The 20,070-nt window shown below is 63.1% G+C and carries 18 protein-coding genes; 5 read left to right on the top strand and 13 right to left on the bottom strand.

Features of this window, described 5'->3' with window-relative positions; all coding sequences use genetic code 11:
- Positions 1–33: 33 nt before the first annotated feature.
- The gene (locus AC1Q6Z_RS09745; RefSeq protein ID WP_492647622.1) at positions 34–1,269 is read right to left on the bottom strand and encodes a molybdopterin molybdotransferase MoeA; all 1,236 of its coding nucleotides are present in this window, start codon (positions 1,267–1,269) and stop codon (positions 34–36) included.
- A 142-nt stretch (positions 1,270–1,411) separates the two neighbouring features.
- On the opposite strand from AC1Q6Z_RS09745, the gene msrB reads away from it, so the two are divergent.
- From msrB to msrA, 3 genes are read left to right on the top strand one after another with little or no spacing between them, the layout of a single operon-like run.
- The gene (msrB, locus tag AC1Q6Z_RS09740) at positions 1,412–1,894 is read left to right on the top strand and encodes a peptide-methionine (R)-S-oxide reductase MsrB (RefSeq protein ID WP_492647621.1); all 483 of its coding nucleotides are present in this window, start codon (positions 1,412–1,414) and stop codon (positions 1,892–1,894) included.
- A 10-nt stretch (positions 1,895–1,904) separates the two neighbouring features.
- Positions 1,905–3,713: a cytochrome c biogenesis protein DipZ gene (locus AC1Q6Z_RS09735; protein ID WP_492647851.1), complete on the top strand. Its 1,809-nt coding sequence runs from the start codon at positions 1,905–1,907 to the stop codon at positions 3,711–3,713.
- A gap of 16 nt (positions 3,714–3,729) precedes the next feature.
- Entirely contained in the window at positions 3,730–4,452 is a 723-nt protein-coding gene (gene msrA / locus AC1Q6Z_RS09730; protein WP_439655465.1) for a peptide-methionine (S)-S-oxide reductase MsrA, read from the top strand.
- A gap of 69 nt (positions 4,453–4,521) precedes the next feature.
- On the opposite strand, the gene AC1Q6Z_RS09725 is transcribed toward msrA, so the two are convergent.
- The 12 genes from AC1Q6Z_RS09725 to AC1Q6Z_RS09670 form a co-directional block, all read right to left on the bottom strand.
- A complete protein-coding gene (locus AC1Q6Z_RS09725; RefSeq protein ID WP_439615463.1) occupies positions 4,522–5,325 on the bottom strand; it encodes a hypothetical protein in 804 nt (267 codons plus the stop codon).
- A gap of 95 nt (positions 5,326–5,420) precedes the next feature.
- On the bottom strand, positions 5,421–6,587 hold the full coding sequence (locus AC1Q6Z_RS09720; RefSeq protein WP_492647620.1) for a PP2C family protein-serine/threonine phosphatase: 1,167 nt from the start codon (positions 6,585–6,587) through the stop codon (positions 5,421–5,423).
- Positions 6,588–6,670: 83 nt separating this feature from the next.
- Positions 6,671–7,150 (bottom strand): type VI secretion system baseplate subunit TssE, encoded by a 480-nt coding sequence (tssE, locus tag AC1Q6Z_RS09715; protein WP_256114944.1) that lies wholly within the window; start codon positions 7,148–7,150, stop codon positions 6,671–6,673.
- Positions 7,151–7,166: 16 nt separating this feature from the next.
- Positions 7,167–8,705, bottom strand: a complete 1,539-nt coding sequence (gene tssC / locus AC1Q6Z_RS09710) for a type VI secretion system contractile sheath large subunit (protein WP_492647619.1) — start codon at positions 8,703–8,705, stop codon at positions 7,167–7,169.
- 7 nt (positions 8,706–8,712) lie between these two features.
- Positions 8,713–10,206: a type VI secretion system contractile sheath large subunit gene (gene tssC, locus AC1Q6Z_RS09705; RefSeq protein ID WP_256114942.1), complete on the bottom strand. Its 1,494-nt coding sequence runs from the start codon at positions 10,204–10,206 to the stop codon at positions 8,713–8,715.
- Between the two features lie 4 nt (positions 10,207–10,210).
- The gene (gene tssB / locus AC1Q6Z_RS09700; RefSeq protein ID WP_256114941.1) at positions 10,211–10,720 is read right to left on the bottom strand and encodes a type VI secretion system contractile sheath small subunit; all 510 of its coding nucleotides are present in this window, start codon (positions 10,718–10,720) and stop codon (positions 10,211–10,213) included.
- 49 nt (positions 10,721–10,769) lie between these two features.
- A complete protein-coding gene (gene tssA / locus AC1Q6Z_RS09695; RefSeq protein ID WP_256114940.1) occupies positions 10,770–11,900 on the bottom strand; it encodes a type VI secretion system protein TssA in 1,131 nt (376 codons plus the stop codon).
- 143 nt (positions 11,901–12,043) lie between these two features.
- Positions 12,044–12,655 carry a DUF6931 family protein gene (locus AC1Q6Z_RS09690; protein WP_492647618.1) on the bottom strand — a complete coding sequence of 204 codons (612 nt, stop codon included), beginning with the start codon at positions 12,653–12,655 and terminating at the stop codon, positions 12,044–12,046.
- A gap of 6 nt (positions 12,656–12,661) precedes the next feature.
- A complete protein-coding gene (locus AC1Q6Z_RS09685; RefSeq protein ID WP_492647617.1) occupies positions 12,662–14,698 on the bottom strand; it encodes a type VI secretion system Vgr family protein in 2,037 nt (678 codons plus the stop codon).
- Between the two features lie 145 nt (positions 14,699–14,843).
- The gene (locus AC1Q6Z_RS09680) at positions 14,844–15,320 is read right to left on the bottom strand and encodes an Hcp family type VI secretion system effector (RefSeq protein ID WP_256114937.1); all 477 of its coding nucleotides are present in this window, start codon (positions 15,318–15,320) and stop codon (positions 14,844–14,846) included.
- Positions 15,321–15,394: 74 nt separating this feature from the next.
- The gene (gene tssH / locus AC1Q6Z_RS09675) at positions 15,395–18,082 is read right to left on the bottom strand and encodes a type VI secretion system ATPase TssH (RefSeq protein ID WP_492647616.1); all 2,688 of its coding nucleotides are present in this window, start codon (positions 18,080–18,082) and stop codon (positions 15,395–15,397) included.
- 165 nt (positions 18,083–18,247) lie between these two features.
- The gene (locus tag AC1Q6Z_RS09670) at positions 18,248–18,718 is read right to left on the bottom strand and encodes an STAS domain-containing protein (RefSeq protein ID WP_256114935.1); all 471 of its coding nucleotides are present in this window, start codon (positions 18,716–18,718) and stop codon (positions 18,248–18,250) included.
- On the opposite strand from AC1Q6Z_RS09670, the gene AC1Q6Z_RS09665 reads away from it, so the two are divergent.
- Positions 18,686–19,693 carry an ATP-binding protein gene (locus AC1Q6Z_RS09665; protein WP_492647615.1) on the top strand — a complete coding sequence of 336 codons (1,008 nt, stop codon included), beginning with the start codon at positions 18,686–18,688 and terminating at the stop codon, positions 19,691–19,693. The two genes, AC1Q6Z_RS09670 and AC1Q6Z_RS09665, sit on opposite strands and share 33 nt — an antisense overlap.
- Positions 19,690–20,070, top strand: coding sequence for a PAAR domain-containing protein (locus AC1Q6Z_RS09660; protein WP_256114933.1), 381 nt, complete (start codon positions 19,690–19,692; stop codon positions 20,068–20,070). Before AC1Q6Z_RS09665 ends, AC1Q6Z_RS09660 begins: the two co-directional genes overlap by 4 nt.

The raw sequence follows: 20,070 nt of genomic DNA, 5'->3' as shown, positions 1-20,070 counted from the left end.
AGAACCCTGCTTCATCGATCGGGCTTTTAAGTATCAATAGCCCGCAAGCGTGTCGAAACGAACGACCTTGACCGTCTCGCCGGCTGCGGCCGCAGGAGCGCCGGCGGGGCGGAAGAGCAGGGCGTTTGACGCCGCGAGGAGGGCGAGCATCGAGCTGTCCTGTTCCGCGAAGGCTGCGACGGTGAGCTCGCCATCGCTGGCCGTGATGGTTGCGCGCAGATAATCGTCGCGCTCGCCCGTCTTGCCGATGGGGGAGATCAGCCGTGCATTCTCGAAGCGCGGTCCGGAAGCGTCGCCGCCGGTCATGGCGGCGATGGCGGATTTCAGGAACAGCAATGCGCAGACCAGCGCCGAGACGGGATTGCCCGGCAGGCCGAGGACCGGCATGTTGCCGAGCGCGCCGAACATCAGCGGCTTGCCGGGCCGCATTCGGATCTTCCAGAAATTGAAGCTGAGGCCGAGGGCCTGGAGGGCGGGGCGCACGCGATCGTGATCCCCCACCGAGGCGCCGCCGGTCACGAGGAGAAGGTCGGCGTCCAGGCCCTGGAGCGCCGTGGTGATGGCGGCGTCATCATCGAGGGCGATGCCGAGATCGAGCGGCTCGCCGCCCCAGGCTGCCACGAGGGCGAGGAGGGCGGGCCGGTTTGCATCGAATATCCGCCCGGCGCCGGCCCCAGCCGGGTCGTTCGCCAGTTCGTCTCCGGTGGAGAGCACGGCGATTCGTGGCCTGCGGCGGACAGTGACCATGCCGTGACCGGCGGCAGCCAACAGGCCGATGTCGCGTGCGCTGATCGTGCGGCCCGCCTCAATGATCTCGTCGCCCGCCTTGAAGTTCAGCCCCGCCGGGCGAATGTACAGCCCCGGTCTGGCCTGCGCCTGGAAGACGATGCGGCCGCCGTCCGCCTCGACATCCTCCTGGATGACGATCGCGTCGGCCCCGATGGGCACGGGCGCGCCGGTGAAGATGCGCATGCAGGTTCCCGGCGAAAGCGTGGGCACGACAGGCGTGCCGGCCCTGGATGCACCGGAAAGCGGCAGGCGCATGCCGACCGACGATATCTCGGCCGCCCGCACCGCATAACCGTCCATCGCCGAGACGTCGAAGGGCGGCGAGGTCGTCAACGCTTTCAATGGCGTTGCCGTGACGCGCCCGAGCGCTGCATGAAGCCCGATCGTCTCCTCCCCGACGAGATGCATGCCGGAATTGATCAGCCGGCGCGCTTCTTCCACACTGATGGCGCTTTTCCCGAAGGACTGGTCGAGACCCATGGCATGTCATCCCTGCTGCTGGCGGCGTGCACCCGCCGGTTTCGTTCACATCACTGTGACTGACGCTATATCTGTAACAATATAGCGCGTGGAGTCGTATCAGTCTTCGAGAGACGTTTTCGGATCGATACGGAGGCTTCAGATGGTTTCGAGACGGTGGTTTTTACTTCAGAGCGCCTGCGCGGCAATCCTGGCCGGGGCGCCGTTTCGGAAGGCGGTGGCGGCCGGCACGTTCGGCGTCACGCATTCGGACGAGGAGTGGAAAACGCTCCTGACGCCCGAGCAGTATGAGGTGCTGCGACGCAGCGGCACGGAGCGCCCCTTTACCAGCGCGCTCCTCAACGAGCACCGCCGCGGCAATTTCGCCTGCGCGGGGTGCGAGCTCGATCTCTTCTCCTCGACGACCAAGTATGACAGCGGCACGGGCTGGCCGAGCTTCTGGGCGCCGCTGGACAAGGCCGTCGGCACCGAGACTGACGCATCCTTCGGCATGACCCGCACCTCGGTGCATTGCAGCCGCTGCGGCGGGCATCTCGGGCATGTCTTCGACGACGGCCCGCAGCCCACGGGCCTGCGCTATTGCATGAACGGAATTGCCCTCAGCTTCAAATCGCTGGAAACCTGAAGGTCGCATGATGCTGCTTTTCCTGCTTGCCTATCTGGGGGGCGTGCTGACCATCGTCAGCCCCTGCATCCTGCCCGTGCTGCCGTTCGTCTTCTCGCGGGCCGACCGGCCCTTCCTGAAGAGCGGCCTGCCCATGCTCGCCGGCATGACGGTCACCTTCGCGCTCGTTGCAAGCCTTGCCGCCGTGGCAGGCGGCTGGGCGGTGGAGGCGAACCGCTACGGGCGCTTCGCGGCGATCGGTCTGCTCGCCGTCTTCGGCATTATGCTGCTCTTTCCCGCCATCGCCGAACGGGTCACGCGCCCGCTGGTGGATTTTGGCGCGCGGCTGTCGCGTTCGGCGGATGGCGGTATTGGCGGCTCGCTGCTGCTCGGCGCCGCGACCGGCCTGCTTTGGGCGCCCTGCGCCGGCCCGGTGCTCGGCCTGATCCTGACGGGCGCGGCCTTGCAGGGGGCCAATATCGGCACGACGGTGCTGCTGCTCGCCTATGCCGCGGGCGCGGCGACCTCGCTGGCGCTGGCGATCCTCGTTGGCGGGCGGGTCTTCGCGGCGATGAAGCGCTCGCTTGGCGCCGGTGAATGGGTGCGGCGCGGGCTGGGGGCTGCGGTCCTCGTCGCCGTCGCGGCCATCGCGCTCGGGCTCGATACGGGGCTGCTGACGCGGCTGTCGCTTTCGGGCACCGTCGCGCTGGAAGAGCGGTTGATCAAGGCGCTCGACGCGGAACAGCCGGTTGCCATGAGCGGCGGCTCGGGCATGCTGCAGGCCGATTCCGCCATGATGGCGGGTGGCTCGGCGATGATTGCCGGTGGATCGGCCATGATGGCGGCCAACCCACAGGCCAGCGCCACGGGCGCCCTGCCGGTCGAGGGCATCGTGCCGTCGCTCACGGGCGCGGTCGAATGGCTGAACTCGCCGCCGCTGACGACGGAGGGGCTCAAGGGCAAGGTCGTGCTGGTCGATTTCTGGACCTATTCCTGCGTCAATTGCCTGCGTGCCATTCCCTATGTCCGTGCCTGGGCCGAGAAGTACAAGGACCAGGGGCTGGTGGTGATCGGCGTGCACACGCCGGAATTCGCCTTCGAGAAGGACGTCGGCAATGTCCGCCAGGCGGCGGCCGATCTCGGCATTACCTATCCGGTCGCCATCGACAACGACTATGCGATCTGGCGTGCCTTCAACAATCGCTACTGGCCGGCGCACTATTTCATCGATGCGGAAGGCCGCATCCGGCATCACAAGTTCGGCGAGGGCGGCTACGACGAGTCCGAGCGCGTCATCCAGAAACTTCTGGCCGAGGCCGGCGCCAAGCAGGTCGCCTCCGACATCGTGGCGGTGAATGCGACCGGCGCACAGGCCGCCTCCGACACGGCCGACGTGCTCTCGCCGGAAACCTATATCGGCTATGAGCGGGCGCAGAACTTCGTCTCGCCGGGCGGCGCCGTGAATGACGTGGCCCATACCTATACCGATGGCGGGCCGCGCCTCAACGAATGGGGTTTCGACGGCTCGTGGACCATCGGCCGCGAGCATGCAGCGCTCGATGCCGCCGACGGCGCCATCGTCTACCGCTTCCATGCCCGCGACCTGCATCTGGTGCTCGGCCCGGCGGCGGATGGCAAGCCGATCCGCTTTCGCGTGACGCTGGACGGCGCGCCGCCGACGGAGGATCATGGCGTCGACGTCGCCGCCGACGGAACGGGTGTGATCACCGGCCAGCGGCTCTACCAGCTCGTGCGCCAGAAGGACGCCGCGCGCGACCGTACCTTTGAAATCCGCTTCCTCGACCCAGGCGTGGAAGCCTACGCCTTCACCTTCGGCTGAAACTCGGAGACCAGACATGGCCCATTCATCGACGCACCGCAGACCCACCTTCCGTTCCACCACGCTGATGCTTTTCGCGCTCGCCGGCATCGCCTCGGCCGCCCCGGCGGCGGCGCAGGAGGGCATCGCCATTCCGGCACCTGCCGAAGATATCGCGATGCCGAAGGATACCGCCGTCGCGGTCTTTGCCGGCGGCTGCTTCTGGGGCGTCCAGGGTGTCTTCCAGCATGTCGAGGGCGTCAGCAACGCCGTTTCGGGCTATGCGGGCGGTTCGGCGCAGACGGCGCATTACGAGATGGTCGGCCTCGGCGATACCGGGCATGCGGAGGCCGTGCAGATCAGCTATGATCCGGCGAAGATCAGCTACGGCAAGCTGCTGCAGGTCTTCTTCTCGGTCGCGCATGATCCGACGCAGCTAAACCGCCAGGGGCCGGACACCGGCACGCAGTACCGCACCGCAATCTTTCCGCAAGACGAGGCGCAGGCGAAGGTCGCGAAAGACTATATCGCCGAACTCAACAAAGCCCGGCTGTTCAACGCGGCCATCGTCACCAAGCTCGAGCCCGGCCAGTCCTTCTACCCGGCAGAAGGTTATCACCAGGATTACCTGACGCTCAATCCGTCGCAGCCCTACATCGTCTACAACGACATGCCGAAGATCGAAAACCTGCGAAAGCTCTTCCCCGATCTCTACCGGAACGATCCGGTGCTGGTGTCCGAGGCGAAGACGTCGAACTGAGCGGAGAGAAAAACAGGTTCCGCCCGCAGCGCTTTGACCCTGCTCCCAAAAGAGCAGGGTCAGACTGCATTACATCAGCATAAGCTTGTCATTCAGCGCCATCCAGCCGGCCGGCTCCTTGATCAGCGCCGCGGTGTCGTGTTTGCCGAATATGCGCGTGAAGCTGCGCTTGGTGAAGATTTCGTGGAACATCGCAGAGGCGGGGCCGACCGGGCCGCCACGGGCGCCGAAGGCACCGGCAATCACGGTTTCCTGATAGGCGCGCCAGTGGACTTCCATCGCGGTGCGAGCGACGAGCTTGCTCAGCGTCACCTTGATGCCGAGCTTGGCGACGGTCGTGGCGATGTTGGTCGCAAGACCGACCGCGGGGATCGGAATGGCGGCGCCTGCCAGGCCTACGCCGCGAACGCCGATCTTCGCGACTTTCGCCTTAAGCATCGCATCGACCCAGCGCGTGACCGTTTCGCTCTTTTTGAACCCCGTGCCGGCCGCCTTGATGCCGATCAGATGTGCAGCGGTCGTGCCAACAGCGCTTCCCTCGCGCAGAATGCTGCCGACGTCGACGGCCGTCACGCCGGATGCCAGGCCGCCTGCGAGACTGACGGCACTTCCGCCCAGTCCCTTGAAAGTGCGCCCGGTGAAATATTTGCGGGTCTTGGGTGACAGACCGTCGTGGCCATTGGCCAGGAAGGCCGGGTTTGGGATGACCTTTTCGTCAGCCTCCTCAGCGCCGTAGACCTCGCGCAGAAAATGAATGACGGAAATGAGATTCGAGGCCGTATCATCCGCACTCGCGACAGATTCAACGACGCACCAGCAGACGTCTTCCGCATCAGTCTTGTCGATCACACCAAAATTGAAACTACCAGGCACGATATCCCCCTTGGTCTAAAGCTTCGCGCGCGAAGCTATTCCAACGCCCATCAATTGATAGTTGCGATGTTACCGGATGAGGACTTTACAGCGCTTTAACTGAGCCTTCCAACGACGAGCACGGTGATGTCGTCGAATTGCGGCGCGCCGTCTGCAAAGGCATAGGCCGTCGCCAGTACGCTACGGGCGAGGTCGGTTGCAGACGCGCTCGGGCGGGCGGCGATTTCGGCAAGGATGGTTTCTGTTCCGAACTGCTCCTGATCAGCGTTCTGCATGTCCGAAAGGCCATCCGAGGTGAGGAAAAGGCGGTCGCCAACGGCGAGCACGAGCTCATGGTCGTGGAAGTCGAGCGCATCGATGACACCGAGCGCGGGATCGGGCGCTGTCGCCACTTCGGCGACGGTGTTTCCGCTTGTCCAGATCGGGTAGACGTGGCCGGCATTGCAGTAGGTGAGGCGGCCGGTGGCGACCTCCAGCAGGGCGTAGAATAGCGTGACAAATCGCGAGTTCGGATTGTTCTTGCCGAGTTCGTCATTGACGAGGGCGATGATTTCCGAGGGGCGCGGCACCCGTCCCGAAATGGCGTGGAATTGCAGGGTGCCGGCGCGCAGCAGGCTGCGCGTGCGCGCCATGAAAAGGGCGGCGGAGGCGCCCTTGCCGGCGACATCGCCAATCGCCAGTGCAATCAGGCCGGGCGTCACCTCGAAGACGTCGTAGAGATCGCCGCCGATTTCCAGCGCCGGGTCGATGCTGGCGAAGATATCGAGCTGCGCGGGATCGACGGGGAAGGTGGTCGGCAGCATGGATTGCTGGCAGAGCCAGGCTTCCGCCAGCTCCCGTTCAAGCCGTTCGAGCTGGCGCTGGTTGATATCGCGCAGGAGCTTCTTTTCCAGAACCGCGCCGACGCGGGCGGCAAGCAGCGCCGGGTTGAAGGGTTTCGGCAGGTAATCCTCGGCGCCGAGCTCGATGCAGCGCACCACTGTCTCGATTTCGGACGCCGCGGAGATCATCACGACGGACAGCGATTTGAGCCAGCCTTCGTCGTTCAATGCCTGAAGCGCATCGATGCCATTCATGCGCGGCATCATCACGTCGAGCAGGATCAGGTCGAAGGGCTCCGCGCGCACTTTTTCGAGCGCTTCGAGCCCATCGCCGGCCTGCACGGTGTTGACGAGGCCGAGCCGCCGGAGGCGGCGTGCCAGCACATCCCGGTTGTCCTCGATATCATCGACGATGAGGATACGTGCCAGGGAGAAATCCAAAGAGACCTCATGAATGCTGTGCTGTAGAACCCGCGATCGGCCGCCATCACGTTACGCCAATCGCCGGAGGTTTCAAAGACGGCTCAGCGTCCGTTGATGGAGAGCATGCCAGTGACGGGGTCGATCGCCGTGTTGAAGGTGACGGCCTCGCTGGAGCTGTCGGTTTCCATCAGGGCGTTGATCTGGAAGCGCAGCACCCGCTCCATCTGGTTTTCCGGCACGACCAGCACGACGGAAAGCTCACGGAAGCGCGGCTCGAAGCGGCGGATGACCTCTTCCAAGTGCTTACGGAACTGTTCCTGCTGGGCGGGTGAGGCGAGATGCTGGCTCTGTACCTCCGGCAGGCCATAGGTCAGGATCGACTGGCGCAGTTCCAGAAGTCTCTCGTCCTCGGGCAGGCGACCGGGACGGGTGTTGAAGAGAATTTCGAGATCACGCCGCACGGATTCGTGCATCTCTTGCATGGCGCGATCGACGTTGCGATCCGTCTCGATACTGTCGCCCTGTAGCAGCCGGTCGAAGAGGGGAAGCCGCGGAGGCGCTTTGTTGGGAAGGCGGGCCATGCTCTATCCTTCCTTGTTACCGCGACCGCATGGATTGCACTTCGGTCCGCATCCGGAACCCCGTCACGACCTGGTCGAACTGGAAATGCGGCTGGAGGTGCAGCACGCAGTTCATCACGCCGGGCCGACCGCTGACCTCGCTCATTTCCAATCGCGCGCCGGCGAGCGGATAACGCGCCTTCAGCTCCGCGCTGGCGTCGGTGTTGCCGATCGTGTAGTTGCGCAGCCATTCTTCGAGGTAACGTTCGAGATCCTGGGGTGTTGTGTAGGCGCCGACCCGGTCGCGCGCCATGATCTTCACGTAGTGGGCGAACCGGCTCATACACATGACGTAGTGCAGCATGGAGGAAAGTCGGCCGTTCACTTGGGCTGGAAGGTCGTTGTCACTCGGTGCCGCATAAAGCGATTGCGCGCCAAGGAAGACGACGGAGCGATCGAAATTGCACGGCGTGAGCGCGATGAAGCCGAGAGCTTCCAAAATCTTTTGCTTCTTGTCGGTCAGCTCGACTTCCAGCGGCCGCCGATAGGCGACCTTCTCGCCGGTCGAAAATTGCGCAACCGGCAGGTGGCTGATGACGCCGCCAAGATCGGCCTGCGGGCCGCGCGTACCACACATATCGGCAAACCAGCCCCATTCGCGAAACGCACGGATGGAGATCACGCCGAAGGCGAAGGCGGCATTGCCCCATAACCAGGAATCGACGCCCGCTCCGCCTTCGCTATAGCGGAAACCGTCCTGCCGTGAGGCGGAGTCCTTATAGCGGTCGCGCAACAGGATGCGCGGCATGGCGATCCCGAGGAAGCGGCTGTCCTCCAGGTCGCGGAGCCGGCGCCAGCGGTGATACTCGCCGAGCTGGAAACCGGCATCGAGCCGCTGCGCATAGGAGAGGTCGGCGAAAGTGGTGACCCCGAACAGTTCCGGTGCGGCACCAAGGATGCAGGGAGAAAACGATGCCGCCGCGACCTGCGCCAGGCCGGAAAGTGTGCCGACATCGTCCTGCGGGCCCGCGCTACCCGATGGCGCGCGGTGACGCACCGCATGGTCGCAAAGCAGCAGCCCATATGGCACGCCGCCTGGCATGCCATATTCCTCGCTGTAGACCTTGGCGAACAATGTGCTCTGATCGAATTCGATCGCGCGATCGAAATCGCGCGAGAGTTCGGACCATGTGACATTGAAGAGCTTGATGCGGACCTTGTCGTCGTTGCCGGTTTCCGACAGCAGCAAATCGACGCCGCGCCAAGTGGCTTCGAGCGCCTTGAACTCCGCCGTGTGGATGATCGCATCGACCTGGTCGCCAAGCAGCGGATCGATCGCCGCGATGTCTCGGGTTAGCACCGCCCGCCAGCCATCGCCGCCGCCGCGTGTGCCGAACCACAGGCGAAGGCACTCCGCCGGGTCGTCGCTCGCGATGAAACGGTCGAGCGTGGCGGAGATTTCCTCTCCGCCACGCTCGAGAACCGCATCGATGATGCGAAGCCGGATGCCGGCTTCGCTTTTTGCGCCATCGCCGTTGGAAGCGTCTTCCACGGCAATGGCTGCGTCGTGTTCCATGCCTGCGTCAGCCCATCTGCGGGATGCGCGCGACGAGGCGCATGGATGCGGTGAGCTCTTCCATCTGCAACCACGGGCGGAGATAAGCGACAGCGTTGTAGGCACCCGGGGAACCGGGGATTTCCTTCACCGTGACCTGGGCTTCGGCGAGAGGATACTGCGCCTTCATTTCTGCGCTCGCATCCGGATTGCCGTTGACGAAATTGCGGATCCAGTTGTTGAGCCAGTTTTCGCAATCACGAACTTCGAGGAACGAACCGATCTTGTCGCGGCCCATGACCTTGAGGTAGTGCGAGAAGCGCGACGTTGCCATGATATAAGGCAGACGGGCAGAGATCGCCGCGTTGGCCGTTGCATCGGGCTTGTCGTACTTCTTTGCGCGCTGCGTGGTCTGCGCGCCGAAGAACACTGCGTAGTCCGTGCTCTTGTAGTGGCAGAGCGGCAGGAAGCCGAGCTTGGAAAGCTCTGCCTCGCGGCGGTCAGTGATGCCGATTTCCGTCGGGCATTGCTGGTCGGCGTCGCCGTCGTCGCTGGTGAAGGTGAAGGTCGGCAGGTTCTCGACCTTGCCGCCGCCTTCCGCACCGCGGATTGCCACGCACCAGCCGTACTTCGAGAAGGCTGATGTCAGGCGCTCACCGAGCGCGTAGGAGGCGTTCATCCAGGTAAAGTCGTTCGACTCCATCTTGCTGACAACGCCATTGGCGTCGATCGGAGCTTCCTCGAACTTGAACTCGTCGATCTGCTTGCCCTGCGAGCCAAAGGGAACGCGGGCGAGCACGCGCGGCATGGTCAGCGTGACGAAGCGGCTGTCTTCGCTGTCACGGAAACCGCGCCACTTGATGTATTCCGAGCTGTCGAAGATCTTTTCGAGATCGCGCGGCTTGGAGAGTTCGGTGAAGCTTTCCAGGCCGAACATTTTCGGGCTTGCGGCCGAGATGAAGGGCGCGAAGGAGGCTGCAGCGACATTGGACATGCCCTGCAGCACTTCGAGGTCTTCCGTGCCGGAGCCGAACTCGAAGTCGCCGATGAGCGCGCCGTAGGGCTCGCCGCCGGGTGTGCCGAATTCGTTTTCGTAGAGCTTCTTGAAGGTCTGGCTCTGGTCGAACTCGACTGCCTTGGTCAAGTCCTTGTGCAGTTCCTTCTTCGACAGGTTGAGAACGCGGATTTTCAGCGTCGAGCTGGTTTCCGAATTCTTGACGAGGTAGTTAAGGCCACGCCAGCTGCCTTCCAGCTTCTGGAATTCTTCATTGTGCATGATGGCGGTCAGCTGCTTCGACATCTTTTCGTCGATTGCGGCAATCGCCTTGTTGAAGGTCTGCGTCAGGTTCTTGCTGAACGTGACCGTGCCGGAAAGGGCTTCCGACGTCAGCGTGCGCAACAGGTCCTGGATCTCGTCCGGCTCGGCGGTCTTGGTGACCTGGATGGCCTGGTCGAGAAGGCTCAGGGAGCCGGTTTCTTCTGCGACGGCTGTGCTGCCGGCTGTTTGGGTCTCGGCGCTCATTCGACTACTCCTTCGCTTTCTCGGCGCCAAGCTCGTTGGCAAGGGATGCAAGCTTGTCGGTGTTCTGCAGGACCTCCTCCAGGAGGCTTTCGAGTTCTTCCGACCGGTCCACCTTCGACATCAGGTCGCGCAGCTTGTTGCGAACGGCGAGAAGCTTGCGAAGCGGCTCGACCTGTTCCACGACGGCGCCGGGCTCGAAGTCGTTGATCGACTTGAACTTCAGCGAGACCGGCATCAACGTATCGTCGCCGGCCAGCGTGTTCTCGACCTTGAATTCCGCGCCGGGCGTCATGCGCTGCATGACGTCGTCGAAGTTGTCACGGTCGATCTGGATGAACTTGCGGTCGCGCAGCGGCTTCAGCGGCTCGTAGGGCTTGCCGGAGAAATCGCCGATGACGCCCACGACGAAGGGCAGTTCCTTGCGGACCTGTGCGCCTTCCGTTTCCACGTCGTAAGTGATGTGGACGCGCGGTGCGCGCACCCTTTTGAGCTTCTGTTGAACGCTTTCTGCCATGACGGCCCCCTCTTCAAGCGGTGAATGGTTGCGGATATGCGATAGGGAATTAATAACCTTGTTCGGTCGACGGCGGCTTGATGCCCGCCGCCAACAGGATGCGCTGAAGGTGGGCCGGGTCTTCGACCAGTTCCACCAACAGATCGGGTAGGCTCATGCGCGCACGCCGGACGGCGTCTTCAAGCGTGTACGACATGGGCGAATGCGGTTCGGTTTTGCGAAAGTAAGCGGAAATGCGCGTCAGTTCCGCCAACGCCTCGTCACGGGACTGGTAGCCCTCGATCTTGCGGACGACGACGGTGCCGGACACCTGCTGACCGCCTTCACCTTGCTGGCCCGCGTCGCCGGCGGAAACTTCCTCGCTGTCGGCAGAATAGTTCGCGACTGCAAGTTTGTCCGCGGCGAAGTGGGCAATCGAGCGGGAGATTTCCTCCAGCATTTCGCGAAGCGCTGAAACGGGCGGTGCATCGACACCAGCCACCGCATCGAAGGCTGCAGACATCTCCGCCAGCGCCGCCAGCGTCTCCACGATGACGGCCTGGGTTTCGGCGAAGAAGGCGACGGATGTATCCGCCACGCTTTCCAGGAATTGCTCCATGGTCACGGCGCCGTTGTCGATGCGCTCCTGGCGGCGGTCGGGATCAGTGACCTTCGCGAGGTCGCGCGCCTGCTCGTAGTTCCAGAGCGAAAAGCTCCATTGCGAGCCGCGCGTGATCGATACAAGCCGGATCGGCTGAATGAGTGTTCCGACCGCGCCCGAACCGTTGAGGCCCGCGACTGCGGAAACTTTTCCTTCCACACCGTCTTCGTCGAGCTCGGGGAAGCAGGTTTCCCAGAAGCCGTTGACGATGCCGGTGAGCACCTTCATGCCGTCGCGCAGGCCGGCAAAACCTTCGGTTCGCAAGAGAGCCTCAACGAGCCAAGCGGCGATTTCGAGATCCTTGCCGTGGGAAGCGAGGATCGTCATCGCGGTGTCGGCGACGGTGTCCCATTCCTCGGGCGATGCACCACCGGTCTCGACGGCGGCGCGTTCCGCGGAGCGGGCGGCGTTGCGGGCGTCCTTGGTGCGGTAATAGAGCGAGGCAGGCGAGCTATCGGCGCGCGGATCTGTCCCGGCAGGCGCCTCTTCCGAGATCGCCTGGAGCAGAGCGTCGATATCGATGACCTGCGGCAGAGCCATGGGTAGATATCCTCCTGCCCTTGCGGGGCCTGGTCGCTTGGAAACTTTTACTCGGATACCGCTACACGCGCGGAGCTGGCAGAAGAATGCTTAGCCCCAAATACTTAATCGATCTTGAAACGAATCTCTCGATTCGGCTGGGATCAATTGCTTCCCGTCGGCCGCTCGCCCGGCAACCAGCCGTTGCCGCCATTGGCAATGTTCACCCCTCGTGTCACCGCTGTCTCGAAGCGCTCCACAAGGTTCTTAGCATCTCCTGCTGTAATCGACAGCAGCACCGACGCCCCGGCACCGATCGGCCCCAACCGAGGGTCGGCGTCTGCGTCCGGCATGCCTTCCGGCGCAAGGCTTCCGCCCGACCAGAAGACCGCGAGTGCCGCATAGGCCGCAGCCCCCTTGAACTTGGCCGATTCGGCGCACTCCATGCAAGAGCGGCGGCGGGAATCGTCCGGCTCGTAGACCCAGGCGGCCGTACGCTCCAGGCACAGCAATTCCAGCTCCGTCGGTGCCGGAATGCTGGTTTTAGCGACGACATAGCACCACCAGATCGCCTCGCGGATCGGCAAGGTGAAGGCGAGGAAACGTATGGCGTCCCCAATGTTTTCCGCCTCGACCAGAAGCGACAGGAAACCCTGTGGCGACAGGGTGGGCAATAGAAAGGGGAGGGCCTCGGCTGAAAGCTCCGCCCGGCCGCAGATATCCTGTGCCGTCTGGGCTGTCACCTTGCGAAAGGCTTCCGTCTGGATTTTCACCATCTACCCCTAATTGATCTTGACCATGCCGCCCTTGACGATGGCCATACCATCGCCCGCGACATTGACAATCGGGCCCTTGATCTCGCTTTGGGCGGAGCCTTCGATCGACACCGTGACACCTTTGATGGTGATGCCGGCCTGGGTGAGCTCCACTGTGCTGCTACCGCATTTCAGCGTAATGCCCTGCATCGCCTCGAGGGTAATCTTGCCGGCGCTGGCCTTCGTTGTCTGATTGCCCTGGGTAAGGGTCAGGGTGTCGCTGCCCACGTTCAACGTCACCGCCCGGTCGCCTTGCTTGAGCGTCAGCGTGTCGCCACCGGTGGCAATTGTCACCGTGCGCTTGCCCTTGTCGATGTCGAGCGTCTCGTTTCCGGTCTCGATCTTCTCTGTCCGGTTGCCCTTCTTGATCGTGAAGGTCTCATTGCCTTCTGTGATCTCCGTGGTGCGATCGTTCTTGATCGTGCGTTTCTGGTCGTGGTCGACGGTCAGCGTATCGTCGTTCTCAACCTCGCGCAGAAAGTCCTTTTCGGCGTGGAAGGTGATCTTCTCCTCGCCCTTCTTGTCCTCGAAGGAAAGCTCGTTGGCATTCGCCGTCTGGCCGGATTTGCTGCTGCGCGTCAGCAGACCGCTTTTCGTCATGTTGGTGGGCAGAGCCCAGGGCGGCATGTTGTCGGCATTGTAGACGGCGCCCGTTACCAACGGGCGGTCCGGATCGCCGTCAAGGAACTGCACGACGACCTCCATGCCGATGCGCGGCACGAAGACGGAGCCCCAGTTGCTGCCGGCGAGCGATTGCGCCACGCGCACGAAGCAGGAACTTGTCTCGTTCTTCTTGCCGTAACGATCCCAATGGAACTGCACGCGGATGCGTCCGTATTTATCGGTGTGGATTTCCTCGCCGGAAGGCCCGACGACGAGGGCGGTCTGCGGACCTTGCACGATGGGTTTGGGCGTCGGTAGCGGATTACGGGCGATACGCGCTGCCGGAATGCAGGAAAAGGTGTTGCGATAGTACGGTTTGCCCTCCGTGCCGGGCCGGATGTTGAAATACGCGCGGTCGAGAGCTTCATGACGTATCTCGGTCAGCGTCATGCGGCGGTTTTCGCCATCCACGGGGTGAGCCTTCAGCGTGAAGGCATGACCGCTCGTGAAGCTTGCGCATGTGCCGCCTCCGGTCGTCGTCTCGAAGCCTGCCTCGGCGGCGTCGATGGCGACGGTGGCGAAACGCTTCAGCGTGTCAGACTTGACGGAATTGCCGGGAAAGCGGAAGTGCTCCCATTTCTTTCCGGCTGCCGGCTGTTGGCTCGCCTTGCGCTCACCCTCGATCGTGTTTGCCGGCTTTTCGAAGTCGTAGTCCTCGATATGCCACATCGCATCGGTGAGGCTCGCCCCGCTGTCGAAGGTGTGGACTCCGTCTACGGCCTCCTCCTGGCCCTGCCGGTATTCGACCGTATCCTGCAGGCATTCGGCGTAGGCGGAAGCATTGTCGGCCAGCACCAGCGTGTGCTTTCCGTCCTCGTGCTTGAAAAAATAGAAGATGCCTTCCTCGGCGAGAAGGCGCTGGAAGAAGTCGAAATCCGTTTCGCCGAACTGCACTCGGTATTCCGAAGGATCGTAGGTAGCGTTGAGCTTCTTTTCGAAGGTGATGGCGCTGTCCGCCAAAAGCTGCTCGACGATCTCGACGGCGGTCTTTTCCTGGAAAACCTTGTGATCGGACGTGCGCTTGAGAAGCCACAGGCTGGGTGAGATGACGAGTGTATAGAGCCGGTAATCGTTGCGCGTGAAAGCGCCGGCGGAAAAGGCGGTGACGATGCCGTTGACATAGCGGCGCGTGCTGCGGGGCCTGGCCATGGAGAGCGTCACGCTCTTGCCCAGCAGATCACTTGGATCGATCGTCGCACGGGTGGACAGGGCGCTGATGGTGAATTCGAAGAGGTTGGAAATGCCTTCCTTGCCGCGCGCTTCCGTCGCGAGAAAGGCATCTTTCCCAAGAGGAGTCTCCAGGGTGATCCAATGGTCCTCTTGAGCTAGGGTCGTCGCCATAGAGTCTTGCTACCCGAAGGATGTGTGCGCGGCACGCATCGACGTCGTTTGAATAGGACGGAGGCGGGCAAGCCGCCACCGTCGAAGCCTACGGCGCGGCCCGCTTTCGCGAGAAGACCGCGCCGCGAAGGCAAATCTACCGACGTTAGATCTTCTTGCCCGTGGCAATGTTGTAACCGACAACCTTCGGGCTGGCAGTCTTGTTCTTCGCGTCGAATGCCGTGAACTTGAACTCGATCTTGGTAAAGTTGATGGAGATCGATTCCGTCGGACGGTCGCCGCCAGACGAGACGCTGTAGCCCGAGATAAGTGCGTCGGTCAGCGTGTATTCGACATAGGTGTCGCCCGGGTCGCCCGTATTGACGAGGTGGATTTCAACCTTCTTGCCTGCCGTGCCCGTTACGGACTCGGCGAAGATCGCCGTCGAGGAACTGTCGAGCGTCTTGGTGACGACGACTTCGCTGACGCTTGGCTGGCTGGATTCGCGGTTCGTGCTGGCGCCGGTGGGCGTGGAGATGCCGCGGCCAACGCCGAACTGCAGGGACTGCACGTCAATCCATTTCTTGTGGGCTTCGTGCGTCGCTTCCCCTTCGATGCCTTCGTACTTCAGATAGACTGCCATAGTTAGCTCCCTTGGTATCCTGATGGAGGTGTTGTCGATAGACGAGGACTATTAAGAATCGCCCCGGATTGCCTTCATTGTGCTGCCACGAATTCCGGCGGTTGGTCCGGCTGCACGACCGTATCGCCCGAAGTTTGCGCGTGGAATTCGAACTGGCCGTTTTCATCGAGCACGGCTTTCAATCCGCCGATCTGGCCGCCATCCGCCATGACGGCGAGAACATGCGACGAAAGCCGCGGCAGAAGCCCACGCGACAGAATGTACTCGATGTTTCGTGCGCCGCTTTCCACCTCGGTGCAGCGGCTGGCGATCGCTTCGACGAGCGTCTCGTCCCAGGTGAGCGTCGCGTTGTAATTCTCCGCGAACCGCTTGCGGATGCGGTTGAGCTGCAGCGTGACGATCTTGCGGATCACGTCGTCTGCGAGCGGGAAATAGGGCACGACCGAGCAGCGCCCGAGGAAGGCCGGCTTGAAGCTCTTGAGCAGCTCCGGCCGGATTGCCTCCGTCAGCTCCGTGACATCCGGCCGCTTGGCCGGATCGGCGTAGAGGCGGTGGATGAGGTCGGTGCCGGCATTCGAGGTCATGATGATGACGGTGTTCTTGAAGTCGATGTCGCGGCCTTCGCCGTCGCGCAGCATGCCCTTGTCGAACACCTGGTAGAACACGTCCTGCACGCCCGGATGGGCCTTTTCCATCTCGTCGAACAGGATCACCGAATAGGGCCGCCGGCGCACGGCTTCCGTCAGCACGCCGCCTTCGCCGTAACCGACGTAACCGGGCGGCGAGCCGACCAGCATCGAGACCTTATGCTCCTCCTTGAATTCCGACATGTTGATGACGGTGAGGTTCTGCTCGCCGCCATAGAGCAGGTCGGCCAGCGCCAGCGCCGTCTCGGTCTTGCCGACACCGGACGTGCCGACCATCAGGAAGACGCCGATGGGCTTGCGCGGATCGAGCAGTTTGGCGCGCGAGGTGCGGATCGTCTCGGCGATCGCTTCCAGGGCATGCGACTGGCCGATGACGCGTTCGCGCAGCTTGTCGTTGAGGGCGAGGATCGTCTTGATCTCGTTGGAAACCATGCGGCCGACGGGAATGCCCGTCCAGTTGCCGACCACCTCGGCGATCGCCTGGCCGTCGACCGTCACGCGCATCAGCGGCGTCTCGCCCTGTAGTGCTTCCAGCTCGGCCGTCAGCGTCGCCAGTTCGGCCTTCATCTCCTCGGGGGTCTTTTCGCCCGCAGGTGCGTCGTCCGGCCCGGTCAGTGCATCGTGCAGCGCGCGAATTTGCCCGACCAGGTCTTTTTCACGGTTCCACTGCTCTTCGAGCTTTTCGAGTTCTTCGGAAACGCGCACCCGCTCGTCCTTGAGATCGGCAATACGCCCGGAATGGTCCGTGCCGATCTTGGTTTCGCGCGTCAGCACGCCAAGATCGGTGTCGATCATGTTGACCCGGCGGCGGCGATCCTCGACGACGGCCGGAACGGCGTTGCTCGCGATGGCGACGCGCCCGCAGGCCGTGTCGAGCAGGCTCACCGCCTTGTCTGGCAGCTGGCGGCTCGGAATGTAGCGGCGCGACAGCCGGACTGCGTCCTCCACGGCCTCTGCGAGCACACGCACGCCGTGATGGCGTTCGAGCGTCGGGATCAGGCCGCGCATCATGGCGATGGCGGCCTCGTCGCCGGGCTCCTCCACCTTGACCACCTGGAAGCGGCGCGTCAGTGCCGGGTCGCGCTCGAAATATTTCTTGTATTCCGCCCAGGTCGTGGCGGCGATCGTGCGCATCTCGCCGCGCGCCAGCGCCGGCTTCAGGAGGTTCGCGGCGTCGTTCTGGCCGGCGGCACCACCGGCGCCGATCAGCGTATGCGCCTCGTCGATGAACATGATGATCGGTTTCGCCGAGGCCTTGACCTCCTCGATCACCTTCTTCAGCCGGTTCTCGAATTCGCCCTTCATGCCGGCGCCGGCCTGGAGCAGGCCGAGGTCGAGCGAGAGCAGTTCCACGTCCGCCAGCGCCGGGGGCACTTCGCCGGCAGCGATCTTCAGCGCAAAACCCTCGACGACCGCCGTCTTGCCGACGCCGGCCTCGCCGGTGAGGATCGGGTTGTTCTGGCGGCGGCGGGTGAGGATATCGACGATCTGGCGCGTCTCGGAATCGCGGCCGAGCACCGGGTCGATCTTGCCGTCGCGTGCACGCGCCGTCAGGTTGATCGTGTATTGATCGAGCGCGGAACCACTTACGACACCAGAGCCGGACGATGCGGGCGCGTCACCGGAAGAAGAGGTTGCCTTGCCGCCCGAGGCGGACTGGCCAGCCTCGCTGCTGCCCGACACGATCTTCAACAGGCCGGTCTTCAGCACCTCGGCATTGATTCGGGTGAATTGCGAGGACGCGTCACGCGCCAGAGCGGACAGCGCATCGTCGCCGAGTAGGCTGACGAGCAGGTAGCCGCTGCGGATGGATGTGTCGCCGGATTGCAGCGAACCATAGATCCAGGCCTCGCGGATCCATTTGACGACGTTCGGCGTCAGCGCCGGCGAGCGGCTGTTGCCGGTCTTCAACCGGTCCAGCACCTTGGTCAGATCCGCCAGCAGGCGGCTCGAATCGATCTCGAAATGCCGCAGGATGGCCGCGACGTCGCTGTCGGGCGCCTCTACCAGCTTCGTCAGCCAATGTTCGATTTCGACATTGTAATGGGTGCGCGAAAGCGTCAGCCCGACCGCGCCTTCGAGCGTCGAACGGCAAAGTGCGTTCAGACGCCCCACGAGTGATTGCAGATCTACGTTTAGCAAAGCGGCCCCCCAGCTTTTGCCGCGCCGACGCGACAATCCGCACCAACGCAAAAAGATGACTAGAATCAATTCATATAGGCAAGATGACGGGCAACTCTAATTCCTAGTTCCCGTAAAAGTCTACCGCCCTATCGGCCTTCAGCCGGAGAGTGCGGCATCTACGTTGGCATAGATTGGGAACAACCTTAAGAAACCACTCATTTCGAAGACCAGACGGATACGACTGTTCAGCCCGGTCAGCGACATGCGTCCGCCTGCCGCGCGAACCTTTTTTGCTGCGGAGAGAAAGGCGGAAAGCCCAGTGCTGCTGATATATTCCAGGCCCGCCAGGTCGATGATCAGGTTCACGTCGCCCCGTTCGATGATGGCGGAGAGGTGCCTGTCGAAAACCGGAGAGGTCTGGCTGTCTATCCGCCCGGTGGGCGCGACGACGAGGCTGTTTGCCTGCCGCGTCTCGGCAATGTTCATGATGATATTGACCTCGGGCTTCCTGTTGATCACTTTGTGGCGTGATGATTTCAGAAAGTTATACGACTTGCCAGAAGGTTTTTTGAAACGCTTTGGGGTGACGACGTGATGGCAGTGTCGGATGAAGCCCTTGTCGCGCATCTGCGCGCGTCGCTCTCGCCGCAGCGTTTCCCCGTCCGGCGCGAGGCCGAGCTGGAGGGCGGCGCCGGCGACGGGCGTGGGTCGATCTCCTTCTACGATCACCATTGGCCGGCCCGCTCGGTGCTCGCGATCAGCACGGCCCGCGTCGCGGGGGGCGATATCGACGCGGCGCTGCGCGCGACAGGCCTGCGCCAATTGTTGCGCGCGGTCGTCGCGACGACCCTGAGCGCGGGGCAGGCGCTGGAGGCGCTTGCGGCACACGTCGACACAGCCGGCCTCGATATCGGCCTGCTCGTTCTCGACGTGGTGTCCGGAAAGGTGTCTTATGCGGCGCGCGGAAAGGCCGTGGTGACGATTTCCGGCCGGACGAATCAGCGGGAAATGGTGTCCGGCGACGTTGCCTGGCTTGCCGCCGGCGATATCGATGCGCCAAAAGCCACTGCACCATCGAAGGACATTACCGGGCTCATCCGCGACGGCATCGACCGCAGCCGCTCCGGCGCCGCCTGCGCGCTGCTGTTCAAGACGCCGGGGCGCCTGGCGCAGGAGACGATCTTTTCCATCGGCAACAGCCATGGCGACATCCAGGTCGCGGCCGAAAAGGTGCGGCGCTTCCTGGAAATGCACGGCGTCGGCGAGGAGGACGTCACGCGCATCGACGTCGCGCTCGACGAAATCCTCACCAACGCCGTCAATTACGGCTTCGAGGACGGCGAGGCGCACGAGATTCTGTTGTCGCTGTCGATTGCCGCCGATCGCCTGGCGATCGAAGTGCAGGACGACGGCCGCCCCTTCGATCCGCTCGGCATCCCCGAACCCGATCTCGACGCGGACCTCGAAAGCCGGCAGATCGGCGGGCTCGGCATGCATTTCGTCCGCACGCTGCTTGACAGGGTTTCCTACTGCCGTCGTAATGGCTGGAACGTGTTGAGCCTCGAAAAACAGTTGGCCAGCAGGACGGATAGGGCATCATGAACGCCGCGCGTATGGGGGATTTGGTCAAGCAGGACGCGCCGCATTGCCATGCGCCGATCCATCCGGCCGCCCTTGTTCCGACACCCGTGCCGCATCCGGCCTTGCCGCTGGCGATCATCGGCGGCTTGCCGACAGTGCTGATTGGCAACATGCCTGCCGCAAGGGTTACGGACATGACCATTCTGTGCTCCCTGCCAGGCTGCGTTCCTGGCGGGCCGGGCATGATCAGCATGGGCTCCGCGACGGTCCTGATCGGAAACCTGCCCGCAGCGCGAATCAATGACATGACAATGCATGCGGCCTGCGTTGCGCCGATCCCGAGCCCCGTAGGGAAAATCCTGCCGCCTGGCTGCCCGACCGTGATGATTGGCGGCTGA

Source organism: Shinella sp. GW835-FHT14H05 (genome assembly GCF_058793575.1).
Note: the sequence above shows the minus strand (reverse complement) of the source record. Positions and strands in the feature narration are given on the sequence as shown.